Origin of the sequence: Salinivibrio siamensis (genome assembly GCF_001996005.1) — a bacterium.
In the GTDB taxonomy this organism is placed as follows: Bacteria; Pseudomonadota; Gammaproteobacteria; order Enterobacterales; family Vibrionaceae; genus Salinivibrio; species Salinivibrio siamensis.
Genome location: NZ_MUFB01000013.1, coordinates 41,451 through 62,200 on the forward strand (window position 1 = coordinate 41,451; position 20,750 = coordinate 62,200).

The 20,750-nt window shown below is 51.0% G+C and carries 18 protein-coding genes; 11 read left to right on the forward strand and 7 right to left on the reverse strand.

Annotated elements, in window-relative coordinates; translation table 11 throughout:
- Nucleotides 1-7: 7 nt before the first annotated feature.
- The 4 genes from recQ (at nt 8) to BZG73_RS08580 (ending at nt 3,454) form a co-directional block, all read left to right on the forward strand.
- Nucleotides 8-1,888 carry an ATP-dependent DNA helicase RecQ gene (gene recQ, locus BZG73_RS08565; RefSeq protein WP_077668104.1) on the forward strand — a complete coding sequence of 627 codons (1,881 nt, stop codon included), beginning with the start codon at nt 8-10 and terminating at the stop codon, nt 1,886-1,888.
- A complete protein-coding gene (locus BZG73_RS08570; protein WP_046074460.1) occupies nt 1,875-2,177 on the forward strand; it encodes a DUF3630 family protein in 303 nt (100 codons plus the stop codon). The genes recQ and BZG73_RS08570 overlap by 14 nt, the downstream gene beginning before the upstream one ends.
- Before the next feature lie 112 nt (nt 2,178-2,289).
- Nucleotides 2,290-2,958 carry a 7-cyano-7-deazaguanine/7-aminomethyl-7-deazaguanine transporter gene (locus BZG73_RS08575; protein ID WP_046074459.1) on the forward strand — a complete coding sequence of 223 codons (669 nt, stop codon included), beginning with the start codon at nt 2,290-2,292 and terminating at the stop codon, nt 2,956-2,958.
- 61 nt (nt 2,959-3,019) lie between these two features.
- Nucleotides 3,020-3,454 (forward strand): GNAT family N-acetyltransferase, encoded by a 435-nt coding sequence (locus BZG73_RS08580; protein ID WP_077666762.1) that lies wholly within the window; start codon nt 3,020-3,022, stop codon nt 3,452-3,454.
- A 559-nt stretch (nt 3,455-4,013) separates the two neighbouring features.
- On the opposite strand, the gene elbB is transcribed toward BZG73_RS08580, so the two are convergent.
- On the reverse strand, nt 4,014-4,664 hold the full coding sequence (gene elbB / locus BZG73_RS08585) for an isoprenoid biosynthesis glyoxalase ElbB (protein ID WP_046074457.1): 651 nt from the start codon (nt 4,662-4,664) through the stop codon (nt 4,014-4,016).
- A gap of 453 nt (nt 4,665-5,117) precedes the next feature.
- On the opposite strand from elbB, the gene polA reads away from it, so the two are divergent.
- Complete coding sequence (polA, locus tag BZG73_RS08590; protein WP_077639136.1) at nt 5,118-7,868, forward strand: DNA polymerase I; 2,751 nt, start codon at nt 5,118-5,120, stop codon at nt 7,866-7,868.
- A gap of 198 nt (nt 7,869-8,066) precedes the next feature.
- Complete coding sequence (locus BZG73_RS16365) at nt 8,067-8,114, forward strand: hypothetical protein (RefSeq protein ID WP_438616993.1); 48 nt, start codon at nt 8,067-8,069, stop codon at nt 8,112-8,114.
- A 312-nt stretch (nt 8,115-8,426) separates the two neighbouring features.
- On the opposite strand, the gene yihA is transcribed toward BZG73_RS16365, so the two are convergent.
- The gene (gene yihA, locus BZG73_RS08595; protein WP_046074455.1) at nt 8,427-9,068 is read right to left on the reverse strand and encodes a ribosome biogenesis GTP-binding protein YihA/YsxC; all 642 of its coding nucleotides are present in this window, start codon (nt 9,066-9,068) and stop codon (nt 8,427-8,429) included.
- Between the two features lie 149 nt (nt 9,069-9,217).
- Here yihA and BZG73_RS08600 point away from each other — a divergent pair, with 149 nt between their 5' ends.
- From BZG73_RS08600 to hemN, 5 genes are all read left to right on the forward strand, one after another.
- Nucleotides 9,218-9,835: a c-type cytochrome gene (locus BZG73_RS08600; protein ID WP_046074454.1), complete on the forward strand. Its 618-nt coding sequence runs from the start codon at nt 9,218-9,220 to the stop codon at nt 9,833-9,835.
- Nucleotides 9,836-10,504: 669 nt separating this feature from the next.
- Entirely contained in the window at nt 10,505-11,146 is a 642-nt protein-coding gene (locus BZG73_RS08605; protein WP_077607199.1) for a class I SAM-dependent methyltransferase, read from the forward strand.
- Complete coding sequence (yihI, locus tag BZG73_RS08610; RefSeq protein WP_046074452.1) at nt 11,143-11,628, forward strand: Der GTPase-activating protein YihI; 486 nt, start codon at nt 11,143-11,145, stop codon at nt 11,626-11,628. Before BZG73_RS08605 ends, yihI begins: the two co-directional genes overlap by 4 nt.
- 13 nt (nt 11,629-11,641) lie before the next feature.
- Nucleotides 11,642-12,136, forward strand: a complete 495-nt coding sequence (locus BZG73_RS08615; RefSeq protein WP_046074451.1) for a DUF2489 domain-containing protein — start codon at nt 11,642-11,644, stop codon at nt 12,134-12,136.
- A gap of 200 nt (nt 12,137-12,336) precedes the next feature.
- Entirely contained in the window at nt 12,337-13,710 is a 1,374-nt protein-coding gene (gene hemN, locus BZG73_RS08620; RefSeq protein WP_046074450.1) for an oxygen-independent coproporphyrinogen III oxidase, read from the forward strand.
- A 68-nt stretch (nt 13,711-13,778) separates the two neighbouring features.
- Here the strand turns inward: hemN and add are convergent, their stop codons facing one another.
- From add to BZG73_RS08645, 5 genes are all read right to left on the reverse strand, one after another.
- Nucleotides 13,779-14,780, reverse strand: a complete 1,002-nt coding sequence (gene add, locus BZG73_RS08625; RefSeq protein ID WP_077579490.1) for an adenosine deaminase — start codon at nt 14,778-14,780, stop codon at nt 13,779-13,781.
- Nucleotides 14,781-14,865: 85 nt separating this feature from the next.
- Nucleotides 14,866-17,418 carry a bifunctional diguanylate cyclase/phosphodiesterase gene (locus tag BZG73_RS08630; RefSeq protein WP_077668105.1) on the reverse strand — a complete coding sequence of 851 codons (2,553 nt, stop codon included), beginning with the start codon at nt 17,416-17,418 and terminating at the stop codon, nt 14,866-14,868.
- A 111-nt stretch (nt 17,419-17,529) separates the two neighbouring features.
- Nucleotides 17,530-18,939: a nitrogen regulation protein NR(I) gene (gene glnG / locus BZG73_RS08635; RefSeq protein WP_077607202.1), complete on the reverse strand. Its 1,410-nt coding sequence runs from the start codon at nt 18,937-18,939 to the stop codon at nt 17,530-17,532.
- Nucleotides 18,932-19,996, reverse strand: a complete 1,065-nt coding sequence (gene glnL / locus BZG73_RS08640; RefSeq protein WP_046074446.1) for a nitrogen regulation protein NR(II) — start codon at nt 19,994-19,996, stop codon at nt 18,932-18,934. The genes glnG and glnL overlap by 8 nt, the downstream gene beginning before the upstream one ends.
- A 109-nt stretch (nt 19,997-20,105) precedes the next feature.
- Entirely contained in the window at nt 20,106-20,645 is a 540-nt protein-coding gene (locus BZG73_RS08645; protein WP_077668106.1) for a DUF4124 domain-containing protein, read from the reverse strand.
- Nucleotides 20,646-20,750 lie beyond the last annotated feature (105 nt).

The following is a 20,750-nucleotide window of genomic DNA, read 5'->3' on the forward strand; positions in this document are numbered from 1 at the left end:
CTTGATTATGTCCGCCACCCCCGCCCATGCCGATGCGTCAACCGCGACTGACGTCGCTACCGCTGATCCTGCCATGAGTCCTGCCCATCAGGTACTCAAAGCGGTGTTTGGTTATCACCAGTTCCGCGAGGGTCAGCAAGCGGTGATTGATGCGGCGATTGCGGGGCGTGACGCCTTGGTGATTATGCCGACCGGGGGCGGGAAATCACTGTGCTATCAGATCCCTGCGTTGGTGCGCACTGGCTTGACCGTGGTGATTTCACCTTTGATTTCATTGATGAAAGATCAGGTTGACCAGCTTAATGCCAATGGTGTTGCCGCGGCGTGTTTAAACTCAGCGATGACGCCTGAGGCGCAAGCGGACACCTTGCGCACGTTAAATCAGGGGGAGGTGAAGCTACTCTATGTGTCGCCTGAGCGCGCGTTAGGGCGCGACTTTATCCATCGCTTAACGGAGTGGCAACTGGCGTTGATTGCGGTCGACGAAGCGCACTGTATTTCCCAATGGGGCCATGACTTTCGCCGCGAATATGCCTCTTTAGGCCAGCTCAAACAGCACTTTCCTGATGTGCCTGTGATGGCGCTGACAGCCACCGCGGATGCCACCACGCGCGAGGATATTTTATCCCGCCTTGCCCTGCACGATCCCTTGGTGCATCTGGGTAGCTTTGACCGCCCTAACATTCGCTACACCTTGCTGGAAAAGCACAAACCTTTGGCCCAATTGGTGCAGTTTCTGAGCGGTCAACGCGGCCAATCAGGGATTGTCTATTGCAATAGCCGTAAGCGGGTTGAGCAGGTCACTCAAAAACTGTGTGATAACAATATGCTCGCCGCTGCCTACCATGCGGGARTGAGCACTGAGGCGCGCGGCTCTGTGCAAGAGGCGTTTCAACGTGACGATGTCAACATTGTGGTGGCGACTGTGGCGTTTGGGATGGGGATCAATAAGCCCAATGTCCGTTTTGTGGTGCACTATGATGTGCCGCGCAATATTGAATCTTACTACCAAGAAACCGGCCGAGCAGGGCGAGATGGACTGCCGGCTGAAGCGGTGTTGTTGTATGACCCCTCCGACATGGGATGGCTCCATCGCTGCTTGGAAGAAAAGCCGGATGGGCCCCAAAAGCAGGTCGAAAGCCATAAACTGACCGCGATGGGCGCGTTTGCTGAAGCGCAAACCTGTCGCCGTTTAGTGCTCCTAAACTACTTTGGCGAGAATCGCCAAACCCCTTGTGGCAACTGTGATATTTGTCTCGACCCACCCACCCATTTTGATGGCACCGAACAAGCACAAAAAGCGCTGTCGTGCGTGTACCGTGTTAACCAAAGCTTCGGGGTTGGATATGTGGTGGAAGTGTTGCGCGGGATGCAAAATCAGCGCATTAAAGATCATGGTCACGACAAGCTCTCTACCTATGGCATCGGGCGAGAGTGGAGCCATGAATACTGGGTGAGTATTATTCGCCAATTGATCCACCGCGGTTATCTGGTGCAAAACATTGCCCGTAGTTCGGTGCTGCAGTTGACCGAACAAGCGCGACCATTGCTGCGCAGCGAGATTGCCCTCGAGCTGGCGGTGCCGCGTATTGGCCTCAGCCCTCGCACCAAAGCCAACAAGCTGAGCCAGCGCCATTACGATAAAAAACTGTTTGCCAAGCTGCGTAAGTTACGGAAAGCCATTGCTGACGAAGAAGATATTCCGCCTTACGTGGTATTTAACGATGCCAGTTTGATGGAAATGGCGGAGATGCTGCCGTCATCTCAAGCGGAGCTCCTGGCGGTGAGTGGCGTGGGGCAGCGCAAGCTAGAAAAATTCGGCGATGCATTTTTGGGCTTAATTGATGATCATCTCAGTGTGAGTGAATTTGGTTATGGTACCGAGTAACTGGCAACTGATGGCGTCCGACGGCGCCTTGGCGTTTTATCAGCCGCAGCTGGATGCGGATAATGCTAAAGAAGTCTGTCAGCCATTGTTAGAAACCCTCGCAGCCTCTGTGCTTGAGTGGCAACAAGACGCTGACATGATGACCTGGCTGATTGATTTTGAAGGCACGCGCTTGATGCTTAAAGCGGCACATTATACCCAGAGCGTGTGGTTAGAAGCGCTGGATGAGGAGGGCGACGAGGTGATTAGCTTTTTGCGCCGCTGGTGGACGCGTCACCCGCCTCTCTAAATTGCACTGGCACCGTCGATTGATTGCTGTATAATTCGCCACCTCGCGCTACCTGCAGACAGGTAGCTAAGTTTTTTGGGTTCCCTCGCCCCCAATAACAAAAAGGTGCACTATGAGCCACTTTTCTCTTGCTCAGCAGCGTAAAGCGCTGGGCTACCTCGTGATTTTTCATTTACTGATCATTGCCTCCAGCAACTACTTGGTGCAGATCCCCTTTACGGTATGGGGGTTTCATACCACGTGGGGAGCGTTTACCTTTCCGTTTATTTTCTTGGCGACGGATTTAACGGTCAGGATCTATGGTCCAGCATTGGCACGCCGTATTATCTTGCTGGTCATGGTACCTTCGCTGCTGATTTCTTACGTATTATCCGTCTTGTTTTACCAAGGCAGCTATCAAGGCATGGAACAGCTGGGTACGTTTAATCTCACCGTTGCGCGAATTGCGATTGCCAGCTTTATGGCTTATCTGCTCGGCCAGATCTTAGATATTCATGTGTTTAACCGGTTACGCCAGCAACGCCAATGGTGGGTCGCGCCGAGTTGTTCTACCTTGTTTGGTAATGCGTCAGACACGCTCGCGTTCTTTGCGATTGCGTTTTACCAAAGCCAGGATGCTTTTATGGCCGAGCATTGGGTTGAAATTGCCTTGGTAGACTATGCCTTTAAGCTGATTATTAGCTTGGGGCTGTTTATTCCTATGTATGGGGTGTTACTCAACTTGATTATTCGACGAATCACACAGGTGACGCCGTCGGCGACGGTACAGCAAACGTCCTAATTAGTAGCAGAATAAAGAGTCGCATCGCGGCTCTTTTTTTACATCAATGCGGGGAGGTGAGATGGAAATTCGTGCTGGGCACTTAGAGGAGGCGGTAACGGTGCTTAACAGCGTGCCCGAGTTGGATGCGGGTGTATCCTTGGAGCAATGCCACGCGCGATTAGCCGGACGCACGGCATTGGTATTGGTGGGATATCTACACGGTGAGCCTGTGGGGGCGAAAATAGGCTATGCCACCAGTGAGACCCAGTTTTATAGCTGGCTCGGCGGAGTGACCAAAGCGGCCCGTGGCAAAGGGGTGGCGAAAGCGCTACTCAAGGCTCAAGAAGCGTGGGTTGATGAGTCGGGTTATCAAACGCTTGCGGTTAAATCACGCAACCGCTTTACCGCGATGGTGTGTATGCTGGTTTGTCATGGCTATCAGATTGTGGCGTTGGAGGAAAAGGGTCAGCCTGCTGACTATCGCCTTTATTTTGAGAAGCAGATCAATAATTGAGCAGTGAATGCAAAATAATCGCATTTTCTTCTTGATGAACGATAATGAGAATGGTTATTATTAACTTGCACTCAGGGCAAGCCCACATGCTTAACCCTGAAGGCACGACATTGCTCACATTGCTTCCAGTGTATTAGCGGGGCGCTTATCAGACAGTGATTAAGTTAGCCTATTTTTGCTAGGCGACACCTCTCGGGGTGTCGCTTTTTTCTTTTCTGGGCAAGGGCTTTTCGAACCTGGGTTGTTGGTGTGATGGCTGTGGGTGCAATGACAGTTTGATGACAGTGAGAGAGTCTGCGCACAAGATCAACAAATGAAAAAGATTCTCAATTAAGTGTTGAAAACGGTAATGAGAATGGTTATTGTTAACTTGTCTTCAGGGCCAAGCCCACATGCTCAGCGCTGAAGGCACGACATTGCTCACATTGCTTCCAGTGTATTGGGGCCAGCAAACTGTTACTAAGACAGCTTTGACTTTGCGCTCACTTGTTATAGCGACGCCCATCTCGGCGTCGCTTTTTTCTTTTCTCTTCTTTGTCTCTTTGTGGATGAGCGTGGCTTAGGCGAGCTCAACCAATTTTTTTACCATACGATTGATGCCAACGGCCGCATCAGTGACGGATGTCGCGAGCATATAGGCGGGGGTGGAAAGCAGATGGTGACGTTGGTCTAACACATAATCCGATACCGGACACTCTATATGTTCACCGCCCATACGGTTAAAGGCGGCGGCGATATCGGGCTCATTACCAATGGTGCCTTTGACGCCTTTCGGGTAGATCTGCGGGATCATAATAGGGGCAATACACATATAGCCAGCAGGCTTCTCGGAACGGGCAAAGGCCTGACACACCGCAAACATATCTTGGTGCACCTGAACCGGATCGCCATTGTAGGCAAAATCCGACAAGTTTTTCGCTGCCCCAAAGCCCCCGGGAACCAGTAAGGCGTCGAAGTCATCGGCGTTCAGATCGGTCAGCGGAAGAATATCTCCACGTACAATGCGGCTGGCTTCAGTGAGCACATTACGCGTTTCGCTCATCGCCTCGCCAGTACGATGGTTAATGACATGGTGCTGATCGATATCTGGCGCAAAGCACTGCCATTGGGCATCGTTTTGCTCAAGGGCAAGTAGGGATAACACAGTTTCTTGGATCTCGGCACCGTCAAACACGCCGCAGCCAGATAAGATCACAGCAACCTTTTTCATGACGCTCTCCTTGTATCGGCATTTACAATATTGCAATCAGAGTGGGCAATGCATAAAGCATCGTCTACGCTTAATGGCGTTTGACAGTGTCGCATTGGCCAAGGGCTTATGCGAAATAGTAGTCAAGATCGCAAGATAAATTGGTGATTATCTCCGCAGTTTGTGATGACTTTCTCTGCAACCTTTGACACCGATAGCGATTTCTTTTTCCACACCACAGGATCCTTTTTCGATCAAGATCTAGATCCTGGTTTTTTATTTAAGTTGATGTTTTTATTTAATAAAAAATCCATTTTTCATGTTTGTTTAGACAAAATCAAAATCCTATAAAATAATTACCAACAAAGTTATCCACAGATTGGCGACCTTGTGGGAAAAACCATGGTTAACAGGGGTCGAGACTCGTGGCATGCTTAACGGCTAACGTGTTTAACTGGCGATCAAGATTCTGATATGGCAACTCTTCCCGACAATCCGTTAATCCTTGTGGATGGCTCTTCGTATCTTTACCGGGCATACCATGCGTCTCCCAATCTCACTAATAGCCAAGGCGAACCCACTGGCGCGGTGTTTGGGGTGGTGAATATGCTGCGCAGCCTGTTGCGACAGTACCCGCATTCGCATGTGGCGGTGATTTTTGATGCCAAAGGGAAGACGTTCCGTGACGACATGTACGAGCAGTACAAAGCCAACCGTCCACCGATGCCAGAGGATCTACGCGGGCAAATTGAACCTTTGCACAAGATTATCAACGCGATGGGCTTGCCTTTACTGGCGGTAGAGGGCGTGGAAGCCGACGATGTTATCGGCACGCTCGCCACTCAAGCCTCGAAAGCGGGGATGCCGGTGCTTATCAGTACGGGTGACAAAGATATGGCGCAGTTGGTGGATGAGCATGTCACCTTAATCAACACCATGACTAATGTCGTGATGGATCCTGAGGCGGTACGTGAGAAGTATGGTTTCGGCCCTGAGCATATTATTGATTATCTGGCTCTGATGGGCGACAAAGTCGATAATATTCCTGGCGTACCGGGTGTGGGCGATAAAACCGCGACCGCGCTGATTGCCAATCTAGGTGGCTTGGACGATATTTACGCCAACCTTGATAAGATTGCTGAGCTCAGCTTCCGCGGCGCCAAAAGCATGGCGAAGAAATTGACTGAGCATCGAGAAGCCGCTTACCTGTCATATCAACTCGCTACGATTAAATTGGATGTAGCGCTCGATTTCACCCCTGAACAGCTGGTCAAGCAAGCGCCTGATAATGACACCTTGGTGACCATGTATCGTGATTTGCAATTCCGCCGCTGGCTCAAAGAGCTGGATGAAGGTGATGCGCCGGAAGAAGTGGTGTCTGATGAACCTATCTCGCAAGCGGCCACGATTGACCGTAGTGGCTACCAAACGCTATTAACGCGGGACGCACTAGACACTTGGCTGAAGAAAATTCGTGACGCTGAGGTGGTGGCGGTCGATACCGAAACCGATAGTCTCAACTATATGGAAGCCAATCTGGTTGGGATTTCATTTGCCGTCGCGCCAGGTGAAGCGGCCTATGTACCCGTGGCTCATGATTATCTGGAAGCGCCCGCGCAGTTATCGCTGGATGAAGTGCTGGAGGTGTTACGCCCTTGGTTGGAAGACCCTTCAGCGGCGAAAGTTGGCCAGAATCTGAAATATGATGCCAGTGTGTTTGCGCGTCACGGGATCACCTTAAAAGGGATTGCCTATGACACCATGCTGGAGTCGTACGTCTACAACAGTGTCGCGGGACGCCATGACATGGACAGCCTCGCTGAGCGCTACTTGCAGCACACCTGCATCAGCTTTGAAGAGATAGCGGGGAAAGGCAAGAAACAACTGACCTTTAATCAAATTCCTCTTGAGCAAGCGGCGCCTTATGCGGCGGAAGATGCCGATATTACGTTGCGTTTGCACCAATACCTGATTGGTAAAGTCACCAGTGACGAGAAACTGAAAACCATTTTTGAGTGCTATGAGATGCCGTTAGTCAGCGTGTTGTCGCGTATGGAACGTCATGGTGTGCTAATCGATAAAGACAAGCTGGCGACCCAATCAGAGGCGCTACATACTCGCTTGATTGAGCTTGAGCGTGAAGCGTTTGAGATTGCTGGTGAGGAGTTCAACTTAAGCTCGCCCAAGCAACTACAAGCGATTTTGTTCGAGAAAATGGGCCTGCCGGTGGTAAAGAAAACCCCATCAGGCAGCCCCTCAACCAATGAAGAAGTGCTGCAAGAGCTCTCACTCGATTACCCGCTGCCAGCGCGGATTCTGGAATACCGTGGGTTGGCAAAACTCAAATCGACTTACACGGACAAATTGCCGCGCATGATCAATGCGCAAACCGGCCGCGTGCATACCTCGTATCATCAAGCCGTTACTGCAACAGGGCGCTTATCGTCCACCGATCCGAACTTACAAAATATCCCTATTCGTAACGAACAGGGTCGCCGTATTCGAGAAGCCTTCACCGCGGAACCGGATCACACCATTTTGGCGGTCGATTACTCGCAAATCGAATTGCGGATTATGGCGCACTTATCCGGTGATAAAGCCTTGCTAGAAGCCTTCCGTGAGGGCAAAGATATTCACGCCGCCACCGCAGCGGAAGTGATGGGGGTAAGCCTCGATGAAGTCACCAGTGAACAGCGTCGCCGCGCCAAAGCAATCAACTTTGGCCTGATTTATGGCATGAGTGCCTTTGGCTTATCTCGTCAATTAGGGATTGGTCGCCATGAAGCACAAAGCTATATGGATACTTACTTTGAGCGTTATCCAGGCGTGAAGGCCTACATGGACCGCACCCGTGAACAAGCAGCGGAAAAAGGCTATGTGGAAACCATTTTTGGTCGTCGCCTCTATTTGCCAGAAATTAAATCGCGTAATGGCATGCGTCGTAAAGGGGCAGAGCGCGCGGCAATCAATGCGCCGATGCAAGGAACCGCCGCCGATATTATCAAGCGTGCGATGATACTGGTTGATCAATGGATTCAAGCCAATGCGGCGGATGATGCTCGCCTAGTGATGCAAGTTCACGATGAACTGGTGTTGGAAGTCAAAACGTCATCAATGTCCAAAGTTGAAAGCCAAGTACGGAAATTGATGGCATCAGCGGCTGACTTGGATGTCCCTTTGATTGCCGAAGCCGGTTTCGGAGATAACTGGGGAGAAGCCCACTAAGTTCAGGGTTTTTATTGACCTTTCTGTCGTTTTATACCGAAAGCCGATATTTTTATCGGCTTTTTTTTGGTCACTATCCACCTGATCTTTGGCGTTTTTACTCTAAACCGCCTTATTTTTATGAAAAAAAATTACGTAAGATACTTTTCAATACTGAGTGATTGATATACAGTTAACAACGTAGGGTACAGAGGTAAGATGTTCTATCTTTCAGACCTTTTGTTTCACGTTATTGGATTTGGCTGATTCAGCAGCCCCAGTCAGGATACTGACTGGGGCTTTTTTTATTGGCTAATCGTCAACGCGATGAGTCGACCCTGCCACTGCCTTTTTTGTGTTTTGCTGATTCGCATCATCYCATTCTTTTCAAAAAAATTAGAGTAATTACTTTAATTATGGCTGGAGGCTTGGTTATAATGCGCACAGCTTCTTGTTCTTTATGTGTCTATGGGGGCTGATTGAGCTCGCTTACGCACAAAGATTCGCCGACTCTCGTATTGAGGGTCGGCTTTTTTTTATCTGCGTAAGCGACAGGTGGGCCCTATCCGTCCAAGAGGGTTAATCGGTTGGCTGTGGGTCGTCTGCGATCACCGGCGGTGTTTGTTGATACCAAGCGTCTAGTTTACGGCGCAATTTGTCGACGCCCATCCCTTTGAGCGATGAGTACAACTCGACCTCAACATCCCCGCAAAAGGCCAGTGACGCTTCGCGGATTTTCATCAGTTGCTGCTTACGTGCCCCTGATTTCAATTTGTCGGCTTTGGTCAGTAGCACTAACACCGGTAAGTGAGATTCAACCGCCCAGTAAATCAGTTGCTGATCCAAGTCTTTCATCGGATGACGAATATCCATCAAGACCACTAATCCGCCAAGTTGATCACGTTTTTGTAAATATTCTCCCAGCGAACGCTGCCACTTCTCTTTCATTTCCAACGGGACTTGGGCATAACCATAACCAGGTAGGTCGACAATGTGACACCCTTCGTCCACTTTAAAGAGGTTAATTAATTGTGTGCGCCCGGGTGTCTTACTGGTCTTTGCTAGGCTCTTTTGGTCACAAAGACGGTTAAGGGAGCTAGACTTACCGGCGTTGGAACGGCCAGCAAACGCAATCTCTATCCCCGTATTATCAGGAAGATGGCGAATGTCGGGTGCGCTGGTAACAAACTGGGTGTTACGGTAATTAAGTGATTGCTCCACTGTTAACTCCGTCTCGTCTTGGTGTAGTAGACTGATTACTTTTGTGTGAATTTGTGTAAAATAACCGTGCTCGGTTTTTGATCGGTAATTGTACCATGACGGTAACTAAGTAGTGGTACTGGAAGCTTGATAATTATAAACGGAATGTCATGAAGAAATTAGCGCTAATATTGACTCTCCTCGCCAGCACTTCAGTCTGGGCCCAAGGAGATGCTGAAGCGGGCAAAGCAAAATCCAATACCTGTGTCGCCTGTCACGGTGCTGACGGTAACAGTGTTTTGCCTGATTACCCAAACTTGGCGGGTCAGCACGCCAACTATCTAGAGAAACAACTGAAAGAATTTAAGCTCGGCGCGCAAAGCGGCGGTGAGCAGGGGCGTTATAACGCTGTGATGGCTGGTATGGTGGCACCGCTCTCTGAGCAGGACATGGCAGACTTAGCGGCTTACTATGCAACCTTAACACCCAAGCCTGGCACCACGCCCGAAACGGCTATCGAAGTAGGCCGTCAGCTCTACATGGCGGGCGATCCGGAGCGCGGTATTGCAGCCTGTACAGCCTGTCATGGTCCTCGCGGGAATGGCACCCCTTCTTCTGGTTTCCCGAAAATTTCTGGCCAGCCTGCGAAGTATCTAGCCAGTCAGTTGAAAATGTTCCGTGCCGGAGAGCGTCATAATGATATGAACAAAATGATGCGCTCGGTTGCGGCGAAACTGACGGACAAGGAAATTGATGCACTGTCTAACTACTTAGGCGGGCTCCACTAATAACCGAGCTGTCCAACGAAAACGGTGGCGTAATGTACGCCACCGTTTTTTTTATCTCTTCCATTTATGCGACAGTCTATGACGCTTGGCACGCATTTTGTCAGCACATCACTGATAGCGACAACGGCGACCTTCTGCGTAAGAGATTGGCTATTCTCTTGCAAGAAAAACACGTCATTTTTTGAAAGACATATTTTATGTTCATTTAAAATCAGTCAGTTACCTCTGTGTCTTGTTTCCTGATTCAATGTTTTATGGCTGGCATTCTAGGCAGTCGCGCTCATTGCGATATGCTACCACTATCAACAGGACGTTGGTCTTAAGGACAAGTGATTGAGCCAAGCAAGGCACATGAGCACCAGGACGGTCTGACCACAGGATGTGGATGTTGCCAAGGTAGGCGCACAAGGACGACGTGACACAGGATGTGTGGTGGGTGTCGAACGACAAGGACGCAGGAAGCGACTGACACGCAGGTATGCGACCCACGATAACAGGACGTTGATACTAAGGCGCCAAGCGCCATGAGTCAGGGATGAACAAGGTACCAGGACGGACACTATCCGCTTATTATCGCAAGCGCGATACGCGACAGGCTTTATGCCTGTCGCTTTTTTATTGACCCACTTTCTGCTACATTCGCGCCAGCATTTGGCATAGATGAATGATATGCAGCATTGCCCTTTATGTGAGCACACAACAACCCATCTTTATCACACCGACAAACGCAGAGCGTACCTTCAGTGCGCGGCGTGCGCGTTGGTGTTTGTTGAGCGCCAGGCATTGCTCGCGCCTGAAAATGAGAAAGCTATCTATGACTTACACCAAAATCACCCTGAGGATGACGGTTATCAGCGTTTTTTATCGCGTGTGATCAACCCTTTACTCGACCGCTTATCGGTGCCAGCAAAGGGGTTAGATTTTGGTTGTGGTCCTGGGCCTGTCTTGGCCAGTATGCTGCGAGACGCAGGGCATGATGTCGCCTGCTATGATCCCTTCTATGCGCCACAAACCGACGTACTGGATGCACATTATGACTTTATTACCTGTACGGAGGCCATCGAGCATTTCTATTGGCCAAAGGTGCAATGGCAGCAGTGGTTGTCGATGCTCAAGCCGGGGGGTTACTTGGGCATCATGACCAAGCTGGTTAAAGATCCAGACGCTTTTTCACGCTGGCACTATAAGAATGATCTGACGCATGTCAGCTTTTTTAGCCGATATACATTCCAGTTTTTAGCTCACCAAGCGGGGTTGGAACTGACGTTTATCGGCAACGACGTAATTTTAATGAGGAAACCAGAGTCATGACGCGTAAAAAGAAAACGCGCCGCGTAGGATCGGAAGGCCCGGCGCAATACGTAGATAAGAATCAGAACGAGCAAGACCGCATTGCGCGAATGCTGAAAAAGCAAAAAAAGCGTAAAGGCAAAAAAGCCGGCTCGCGTCATTCAGAAGAAGACAACAAGCAAGTGCGTCGCAGCGGTGGCAAAAAAGACCCGCGCATAGGCAGTAAAAAGCCGATCCCATTGGGTACGGATGCAGAAAAACCTAAGCAACCCAAGCTCACACCAGAGCAAGAGCTCGCCAAGCTTGAGCAAGATCCACAATTGAACGTGTTGTTGGATAGAATCGAAAATGGCGAGAAATTAGGGGCGGGTTTACAAGCTTATGTGGATGAGAAGCTGGATCGGATTGAGGTGCTGATGGATAAACTGGGCCTGCTTGCCGACGATAACGAGTTGGATGATGACGACGACCTGCTGGCTAAATTTGAGCAACAGGACGATTAACAAGGAGTAACCGGTGCAGGAGTGGATCTGGATATTGGCAGGACTTGGGGCGCTCATTATTTTAGCGCTATCGGTTTACGCAGGCGTATTGCTGGCGAAGTTAAAGCGACAAACCAAGTGGCAAGCCGAGATGAAAGAGGCAGCGATCAACCAACGCAATGACAAAATCATTGAGAGTGTTGATGTGATTGCGTTTGCCGCACTACAGAATCAATGCGATTTATCGGAGGCTGCGATCCGTCTTTACATGATCATGGATCATCTACAAGGCGATAAACGGGTTGCGTTTGATAGCCGCTACCCGGCCTTGTTTGAACTGTATGAGGCGGTAAAAGATACCCCTCGCGGTGAGGCAAGGAAGGGATTGAAAAAGAATGAGCGCATGCGACTCGACTTAGACCGAGCCAAACATGAAGCGCGTTTGGAAGAGGCGATAAAAGTTGAGCTTGCGGAAATCCTCGCCTTCACCGGCGCGCGTCACATCCCTGATCATATCCTCACGCACTAAGTGTGACTGCCTGGAATGCAGCCTATCGTGGCTGCTTTCCTCTGTCATTTTGCCTCAATACCCTTATAATTATTGGGCGAAAATCGATCTCACCGACACTTTCGCAACACCAGTGCGGGTAGTGCTAAACACCTTACTCAAGGCTGTGGCACACTAGACGCTGTTACTCCTTTCCTAAGCGCTTTTGCGGAATGTAAGCCATGTCATCACCACAAATCATTTGGGATCAAGCCCTTATCAATAAGTACAACTATTCAGGGCCCCGTTATACGTCGTATCCGACGGCACTCGAATTTCATGAGGCGTTTGCGCCCGCGGAATTTGATATGGCGTGTAGTCAGTACCCTGAGCGCCCGTTGTCGTTGTATGTGCATATCCCGTTTTGCCATAAACTTTGTTATTACTGTGGCTGCAATAAAGTGGTGACACGGCACCAACACAAGGCGGATGAGTATCTAGATGCGCTTGAGCACGAAATCCGTCAGCGTGCTTTCTTGCTGGGTTCACGTCGAGTGACTCAGCTGCATTGGGGCGGTGGCACGCCCACCTTTCTCACCAAGGCGCAAATCTCCCGCTTAATGGGATTGTTGCGTCAAGAGTTTGGTTTTGAGCGCGATGCGGAAATCAGCATTGAAGTCGACCCGCGCGAAATTCCACTCGATATGCTCGATCACCTGCGGAGCGAAGGTTTCAATCGCATCAGTATCGGGGTGCAAGACTTTGATAAAAAAGTGCAGCAGCTGGTCAATCGCGAGCAAGATGAAGACTTTATTCACGCCTTGGTTGAACGTGCCCGTGAACTGGGCTTCCGCTCCACCAACCTCGATTTGATTTATGGCTTGCCCAGCCAATCTCCAGAGGGGTTTGCCAAAACCTTAGCGCAAGTTTTGACGATGCGTCCGGGTCGACTCTCAGTGTTTAATTACGCGCACTTGCCTAATTTGTTCGCGGCGCAGCGCAAAATCAAAGAAGAGGATTTACCGTCTCCGGACGCCAAGCTCACCATGTTGCAAGACACCATCAATACGTTAACAGGGGCAGGCTATCAGTTTATCGGGATGGATCACTTTGCTCTGCCTGATGATGAGCTGGCGGTGGCGCAGAGAGAAGGGCGTTTACATCGCAACTTCCAAGGCTATACCACGCAAGGTGACTGTGATTTGCTCGGACTCGGCGTATCGGCGATTTCGATGATTGGTGATTGTTACGCGCAGAACCAAAAAGAGATGAAAGCGTATTATCAGCAAGTGGATGCTGAACGCCATGCACTGTTTAAAGGCGTGATGCTTGAGCCGGATGATCGCATTCGTCGTGATGTCATAAAAGCGCTGATGTGTAACTTCACCTTAGAAAAAGCGGACATTGCGACACGTTACCAGATAGATTTTGATCAGTATTTTGCTGAAGATCTGGCGTTACTGCAGTGCTTTATTGATGACGAGTTGGTGCAAGTGACCGATCAAACGATTACGGTGACCAAAACAGGCCGTATGCTGATCCGCAATATCTGTATGAGCTTTGATGTTTATTTGCGAGATAGAGCGCGTCAGCAACAGTTTTCGCGGGTGATTTAGCCTAAAAAAACCGCCAAATGGCGGTTTTTTTACGGCGCGAGGCTCGTGTGGAGAGGCTCTACGGCGACCTATCGTGTTGCCGCGTGGGCTGTCAGTGCGGCTTTCTCGCTATCAGACAAGAAAGCAATCGAAAGACCATTTTCTTGCAATGTGGTGATTTGCGCAGGGGTTAAGCCTGCGGCAGGGGCAGCCACTTCATACTCATAGGGCAGCTCAATGCCTTCTACCGCTGGGTCGTCGGTATTCAAGGACGCCAAAATGCCATGGTCGAGGAATTGACGCACAGGATGTTGTGCGAGATCGGCAATGGTGCTGGTTTGGATGTTTGACGTCAGGCAAGTTTCGATACCTATCTGGTGTTTAGCCAAATAATCCATCAGCGCTGGGTCCTCTATTGCCTTGACCCCGTGACCGATTCGGGTGGCGCCGAGCTCATTGATTGCCTGCCACATACTGGCGGCGCCAGCGGCTTCGCCCGCGTGCACGGTGACTTGCAGGTCGCTGGCCCGTACTTTGGCAAAGTGCTCGGTGAATTGGTCACCTGGTTGGCCCAGCTCATCACCGGCCAGATCGATGGCGACTAAGTGTGATTTTTGCGTCAGTAGCGCATCGAGCTCGGCCATACATGCTTGCGTGCCGAAAGTACGGCTCATGATACCAATCAAGTTGGTTTTCACGCCAAAGTCGCGGCTACCCGCCTGCACACCATCTACCACGGCTTCTACCACCCCTTCGAGGGGGAGCTGATGCTTCAGCGCCATGTAGTAGGGCGAAAAGCGCAACTCGGCATAATCAATTTGAGCGTTTAAGGCATCTTCTACGTTTTCGTAGGCGACGCGGCGGACGGCATCTAAATCACCTAATACTGCCACGCCCCAATCGAGCTTAGACAGGAACGCGACCAAATCGGGTTCGGTCTCAACCACTTGCACATGTGGGCGCAATGACTCGATATCAGTGGCGGGCAGCGGCATCGCAAATTTTTGCCCTAATGCCAAAATGGTTTCGATACGAATATTGCCGTCTAGGTGGCGGTGTAAATCCGTCACGGGTAAGTCTTTTCTTATCATCATCGGTTCCCAGCAGGTGAGTTGGGGCTCAGTATAGCGAGTGACCTGCTCATCGTCAGTAGTCAGTGTGTCGATGGCGTGACAGCTATCGCGTGGGGAGCTTGTCCGTTACCCGTTCTGTTGGTTGCTCGGTGAGGGGCAGCGGTTTGGCAAACAAGAAACCTTGTGCAAAATGGCAACCGATGTCGCGCAGCCGCTCGGCTTCTTCCTGGGTCTCTATCCCCTCGGCCACTAGGTGTACATCCATGCCACGTGTCATGGCAACCACGGCTTCAATGATGCGTTGGTTGGTGCTGTTTTCAGTCATCGAGTGAACGAAGCTGCGATCAATCTTAAGGCTATCAAACGCCATTTGGTGAAGGTATGCCAGCGATGAATAGCCGGTGCCAAAGTCATCGATAGCAATTTTAATTCCCAGCGCACGGATTTTGGTTAACCCTGAAGTTGCCAAGTGTTCGTGGCTCATCAGCTGTGACTCAGTGATCTCCAAGGTTAAATTATCCGCTGGCAGTTGAGTACGATCCAGCACGCTTTGCAGTTTGTCGATAAAGTCAGCCGACAGTAGCTGACGAGCGGATAAGTTCACGTGTAGCTGATAATTGGCTGGCCATAAGCCTTTTTGAATCTGCGCCACGGTGTCATAGGCGGCTTGCTCAAGTACCTGCATGCCGATTTGATTAATCAAGCCACTTTGTTCCGCCACGGGAATGAATTCAGCCGGGGAGACCATACCGCGTGTAGGGTGGCGCCAGCGCACCAAGGCTTCTGCGCCGCAGAACCGGCCATCAAGCAAGCGGACAAAGGGTTGGTAATAGACCTCAAACTGGTGATGCTGAACGGCGTGATGAAGCTCGAGGAGAAGCCGTGATTGCTCTTGAATCCGTGCCTGCATATTGGCTTCAAAGTACACGTACATCGCTGTTTCACTGCGTTTGGCTTCACTCAATGCGAGACCAGCGTGATCAAGGCCTTCATAGATGGCATCGCCAAAGGTGTAGCCAAAGACTACGCCCGCACATGCGTCGACCAGGACATCATCGTTGCCAATGGTGACGGGGCGCTTAAATAAACTCAATAACTGATCGACCAATGCCTCTGATTGCGTTCGGTTAGTGGTATTGGGCGCGAGAACGGCGAACTCATCGCCACGTACGCGTGCCAGTAGCATCCCAGAGCCATCGGAGAGGGCGCTGAGTCGATCGGCAATCGCGCATAAAAGCGTGTCCCCGCCTTCTTGTCCCAGGCTGTCATTAATATTACGAAAGCCATTGATCCCCAAAATCACCAAGGTATTGGGAGCGTGATAGCGTAAGCCAGCGGCCTGTTCAATCAAGCCTTCTCGCGTATAGAGTTGCGTGAGGTTATCTTGGCGGACTTGTTGACGCAGCGCATTGAAAGAATGCTGCAATTTGACCGACATATTATTAAACGCTTCTTTGAGTATCGCGATTTCCCGCAGGCTTGCGGGTGTATTGATGCGGTAAGTCAAGTTGCCGGATGCCAGTTTGGCTGCCGCTTCAGCGGTGTCTCTCAATGGGCGAGTCAGTTGGCGTATAATGAAATACACCACCGCAAGCCCGACCAGTGCCATGGCTACCACCAGATAAATACTGATTTCTTGCTGGCTAAGAAGGTTTTTTAACAGTAGCTGGTCGGGCAGTGCGACCACCACATACCATTGATGCTGAAAGGGAGCGGGCATTGCCACTTTTTTAATGGTGCCATAAAAATGGCCCTTATCGGCAATATCGAAATTAAAGGGCTTGCCTAAACGGCTGGGGTCGGGCGGCCACGCATTTGCGACCTGGCTAATCGTATTGTCTAGGACTGGATTATGGGTAATTTCAGGAAAGTGCAAGATATTGCTGGGACTTTCTTGGCCACTGTGGGCGACCATCCGACCCTCATCGTCGACAATAAATAATGCCCCCCCGAGCTTTTGTTGACGCTCGCTGAGGAAGCGGTTAAACGCATTGAGCTTGATGTCGCTGGCGACCACGCCCCACACATTATCATTGACCATCACCGGGGCGATGGCCGATAAGGAGACTTCACCGACTTCATCGGCATCACGATAAATGTCGGTCCAGCGCGGCTGCTCGCGATTAAAAGCAGGAATGTACCATGGGCGGATGCGTGGGTCGTAATGGTTGTCTTGGTAGATGACGTTAGCGTTTGGCGTGCGGCCATCAAAAATACGCAGTGTGCCTTGGGTCGCGTCACTCTGCTCCATCAAAATATACTGACCCGCTTGGCTTTTACGGTAGCCAAAATACGTCCCTTCGGCATCCACCCCGATACTGAGGACCTGCATGTAGGGCATGGCTTGGTAGAGGGAAGTGTAGCTATTGAGAAGATAATCACGCAGCCCTGAGTCGGTCATTGGCGTATCGCCAAGTCGGGCGGCAAGGCTGTCGGCGACAAAGATGTTGGCATTAAAGGGGTGAGCAAGATACTGGCGCAAGTCCCGCTCAATACCGACCGAGTAGTCTTCGAGTAATAACTTACCGACAAATTGTGAGCTGGAGCGATAGTGGTTGTTGATGGTAATAATGATCACGACCAACGTCAGTGTCAGGACGAGAAACACGGGGAGCATCACGGCAGCGCGTATCGACAATGGACGTAAGTTTCTCATCAGGACAACAACTTCACTCTTATCAGAAAAATAACACGATTGTTGGATTTTACCTCAATCTCTTTACTTAAATTTAGCAGAGGTTCAAAGAGTGTCAGTTTCAATAATGAGTTACGACTCAATATTTAGCTCTTTGAGTTTGCGTGTCAGGGTATTACGTCCCCAACCTAAAATTTTAGCCGCCTCTTGTTTGTGGCCATGAGTGTGCTTGAGCGCCGACTGCAACAAGATGCGTTCGACGCTGGGTAGCGCTTGTTGCAAAATGCCGTGTTGTCCTTGTGTTATCGCATCTTGGGCCCATTGGGTGAGGGCTTGCTGCCAATCATGTGCTTCACTGTCGGCCACAGTGCTGGGCTGGTTGAGCAGCTCCCTTGGGAGATCGGAGGGAAGCACTTCCTTACTGCTGGCCATCACGGTCAGCCATCGGCAGGTGTTTTCTAGCTGGCGGACGTTACCCGGCCAAGGTAACTGGCTCATCATAGTTTCTGTGTCTGGGTGGAGTTGCTTGGCTTCGACATCCAGCTCTTTGGCGGCGCGGGCAAGAAAATGCTGACATAGCTGGGGAATATCTTGGCGCCTATCTTTGAGTGAGGGCAGATGAACGCGGATCACGTTCAAGCGGTGAAACAGGTCTTCTCGGAAACTGCCTTCTGTCACCAAGCGTTCGAGATCCTGGTGGGTAGCCGCGATAATGCGCACATCCACATCGACCGCCGCGTGACCGCCGACCCGATAGAATTGGCCATCCGCTAGCACACGCAGTAAACGCGTTTGCACATCCAATGGCATATCGCCAATTTCATCGAGAAATAACGTCCCCCCATTGGCTTGCTCAAAGCGTCCTTGCCTGACCGCGTTGGCCCCAGTAAATGCCCCTTTCTCATGACCGAACAGCTCGGACTCAATCAAGTCTTTGGGGATGGCGGCCATATTCAGGGCGATAAAGGCTTGATTGGCCCGCGGACTATGACGATGTAGCGCTTGGGCGACTAGCTCCTTACCCGTGCCCGACTCACCATTGATTAACACCGAAATCGAGGAGCGTGACAGCCGGCCAATGGCACGAAACACCTCTTGCATCGCGGGGGCCTCGCCGATGATCTCTGGTGTCTGCGTTTGCGGCTGTTGTGACGTTTGTTGCTTTTGCTGCTCTTTATAGTGGGCCAGTGCGCGCTCAACCAGAGCCAGCGCTTCATCAATATCAAACGGCTTGGGCAGGTATTCAAACGCGCCTTTTTGGTAGGCGTTAACCGCGGCATCTAAATCCGAGTGCGCGGTCATGATGATCACGGGTAAGTCAGGGTGTTGCTCTTGTACCGCTTTTAGCAGCGCCAGCCCATCGCTACCTGGCATGCGAATATCGGAGACCAACACATCAGGGCGACGTTCATGCAGGGCACTGAGTACATTTTCAGCATTGCTAAACGTATCGCAGGTGAGGCCGGCGGCACTGAGGGTGCGTTCCATCACCCAACGAATGGAGCTGTCATCATCAACAATCCAAATGGTCCCTTTACTCATGTGGCGTGTCCTTTTCAATGATTGGCAATTGGATGGTGAAGCAGGTATGGCCTGGCCAGCTATTCACGTCAATTTTGCCTTGATGCTGATCGATTAAATGATGGGTGATAGCGAGTCCAAGCCCATTGCCGTCAGCCTTGCTCGTCACCATGGGGTAGAACAAGGTGTCCTGCAGATGCGGCGCGATCCCGGGCCCATTGTCGATGATTTCAATTTGCGCGACCACTCGGTGACGCTCGCCATGGATCACGGTTTGAAAGCCTGTGCGCGTGCGGAGCGTCAAACAGGCGTCAGGCTGACCGCGTATGGCATCGGCAGCATTGGTGGCGACGTTGAGAATCGCTTGCTCAAGCTGCTCAGGATCCATCTCAAAATCGGGTAAGCTGGGGTCGTAATCGCGAATGATCTGGATGCCTTCGTGGTTATCGAGGCTGATCAATTGGCGGACTTTTTCCAACACAACGTGAATGTTTTGTCGTTGGCGCAATCCAGGGCGCTGTGGTCCCAGTAAACGGTCGACCAAGTTTCGCAATCGGTCGGCTTGCTCGATAATAATTTGCGTATATTCAGCCAAGCTCGCATCAGGCAGCATCTTTTCTAGCAACTGTGCCGCCCCGCGTAAGCCGCCGAGCGGGTTTTTTATTTCATGTGCCAAGCCGCGTACCAACTCTTTTGCCGCTTGTTGTTGCGCTTTTTGGGTAAGCTCCTTACTGATCCTTTGTTGTTGGCTGACCACATTCACTTCCAGTAACAGCCGTCCCTCATCTGCTTGATCAAACAACGGACTGGCGCTGAGTTGCACCTTTTGTGGCTGGCCGTCCACCACCCAGGTCACATCACTGTCCGTCAAGCTTTGCCCGGCACGTGTGGTGTTGGCAATTTGTCCCCAGTCGACGCTGGCGTGCTGAATCTGCGCGGTGAGCGGTTGTGTCAGCAGGCGCCTGGCACTTTGGTGCATCAGCTGCTCGGCGGCCGCGTTGACGTACTGAATACGCCATTGGCTATCCACCACAATGATCGCGGTGAGAAGATGATCGAACAGTTGAGCGGGGGTCATCCGTGTTGCGTCCTTGTTTGCACTGTTTTGGTGCATTGAGTGTAATCGAGATCCTTGCTTGATGCAGCTTGCACTGCCGGGTTTGTGAATTCATCGGCGTTGCCGCGGATTAATCATGCGTTCGATGTGGCTGATTCACATGGGCGCGATGCAAATACACCTGATGCTCAGAGGATGATGCAATTACCTTGCCGCTTTCTAAATAGCGGACTTGAAAACGATGGGTGCCCCTGTCTATCGGGCTGAGGTGCCATTCTAGTGTGAGCTGTGAGGCGCTGCGCGTCTGCTTAGGGTGAGCCTGAACGGGGTTACCGTCCATCACCAGCTGGACCTGGTCGCTTGGGGAAGCCGCCGGAGCAAGGGTGGCTTTTACTGAAACCTTACCGGGATTACTACGTAACGTCGCGCCATCACTGGGGTGAACCAGTGTGATCGCCACGTTTGATTGACTGGCGGGCTGGGTGGTTGTCTGCGATGGTTGGGTTAACGATGGCGACACCGACGAGGGAGCATAATGCCGCACTTGGTGGGGCGCATTGGGAGGCTGATCGCTGATATGCCACTGTCCGTTTTGATCCCGCCATTGGTAAATCGTGCCAGCCTGGCAGGTGACAGTGAGGCTGAACACGATGATGGCTATCCAGCGCATCGCTTACCCTTCTTTTTCTGCAGATATGGACCATGATAAGCCACATCGTGCGGGTAAAAAGCACAAAAAAGCCCACCTGCGAGGTGGGCAACAATTTGCGTTGTT

Coding starts and splice junctions, on each gene's coding strand:
- BZG73_RS08570 (WP_046074460.1), top strand. CDS start 1,875: ATGGTACCGAGTAACTGGCAACTGATGGCGTCCGACGGCGCCTTGGCG.
- BZG73_RS08575 (WP_046074459.1), top strand. CDS start 2,290: ATGAGCCACTTTTCTCTTGCTCAGCAGCGTAAAGCGCTGGGCTACCTC.
- BZG73_RS08580 (WP_077666762.1), top strand. CDS start 3,020: ATGGAAATTCGTGCTGGGCACTTAGAGGAGGCGGTAACGGTGCTTAAC.
- elbB (WP_046074457.1), bottom strand. CDS start 4,664: ATGAAAAAGGTTGCTGTGATCTTATCTGGCTGCGGCGTGTTTGACGGT.
- polA (WP_077639136.1), top strand. CDS start 5,118: ATGGCAACTCTTCCCGACAATCCGTTAATCCTTGTGGATGGCTCTTCG.
- BZG73_RS08600 (WP_046074454.1), top strand. CDS start 9,218: ATGAAGAAATTAGCGCTAATATTGACTCTCCTCGCCAGCACTTCAGTC.
- BZG73_RS08605 (WP_077607199.1), top strand. CDS start 10,505: ATGCAGCATTGCCCTTTATGTGAGCACACAACAACCCATCTTTATCAC.
- yihI (WP_046074452.1), top strand. CDS start 11,143: ATGACGCGTAAAAAGAAAACGCGCCGCGTAGGATCGGAAGGCCCGGCG.
- hemN (WP_046074450.1), top strand. CDS start 12,337: ATGTCATCACCACAAATCATTTGGGATCAAGCCCTTATCAATAAGTAC.
- add (WP_077579490.1), bottom strand. CDS start 14,780: ATGATAAGAAAAGACTTACCCGTGACGGATTTACACCGCCACCTAGAC.
- BZG73_RS08630 (WP_077668105.1), bottom strand. CDS start 17,418: ATGAGAAACTTACGTCCATTGTCGATACGCGCTGCCGTGATGCTCCCC.
- glnG (WP_077607202.1), bottom strand. CDS start 18,939: ATGAGTAAAGGGACCATTTGGATTGTTGATGATGACAGCTCCATTCGT.
- glnL (WP_046074446.1), bottom strand. CDS start 19,996: ATGACCCCCGCTCAACTGTTCGATCATCTTCTCACCGCGATCATTGTG.
- BZG73_RS08645 (WP_077668106.1), bottom strand. CDS start 20,645: ATGCGCTGGATAGCCATCATCGTGTTCAGCCTCACTGTCACCTGCCAG.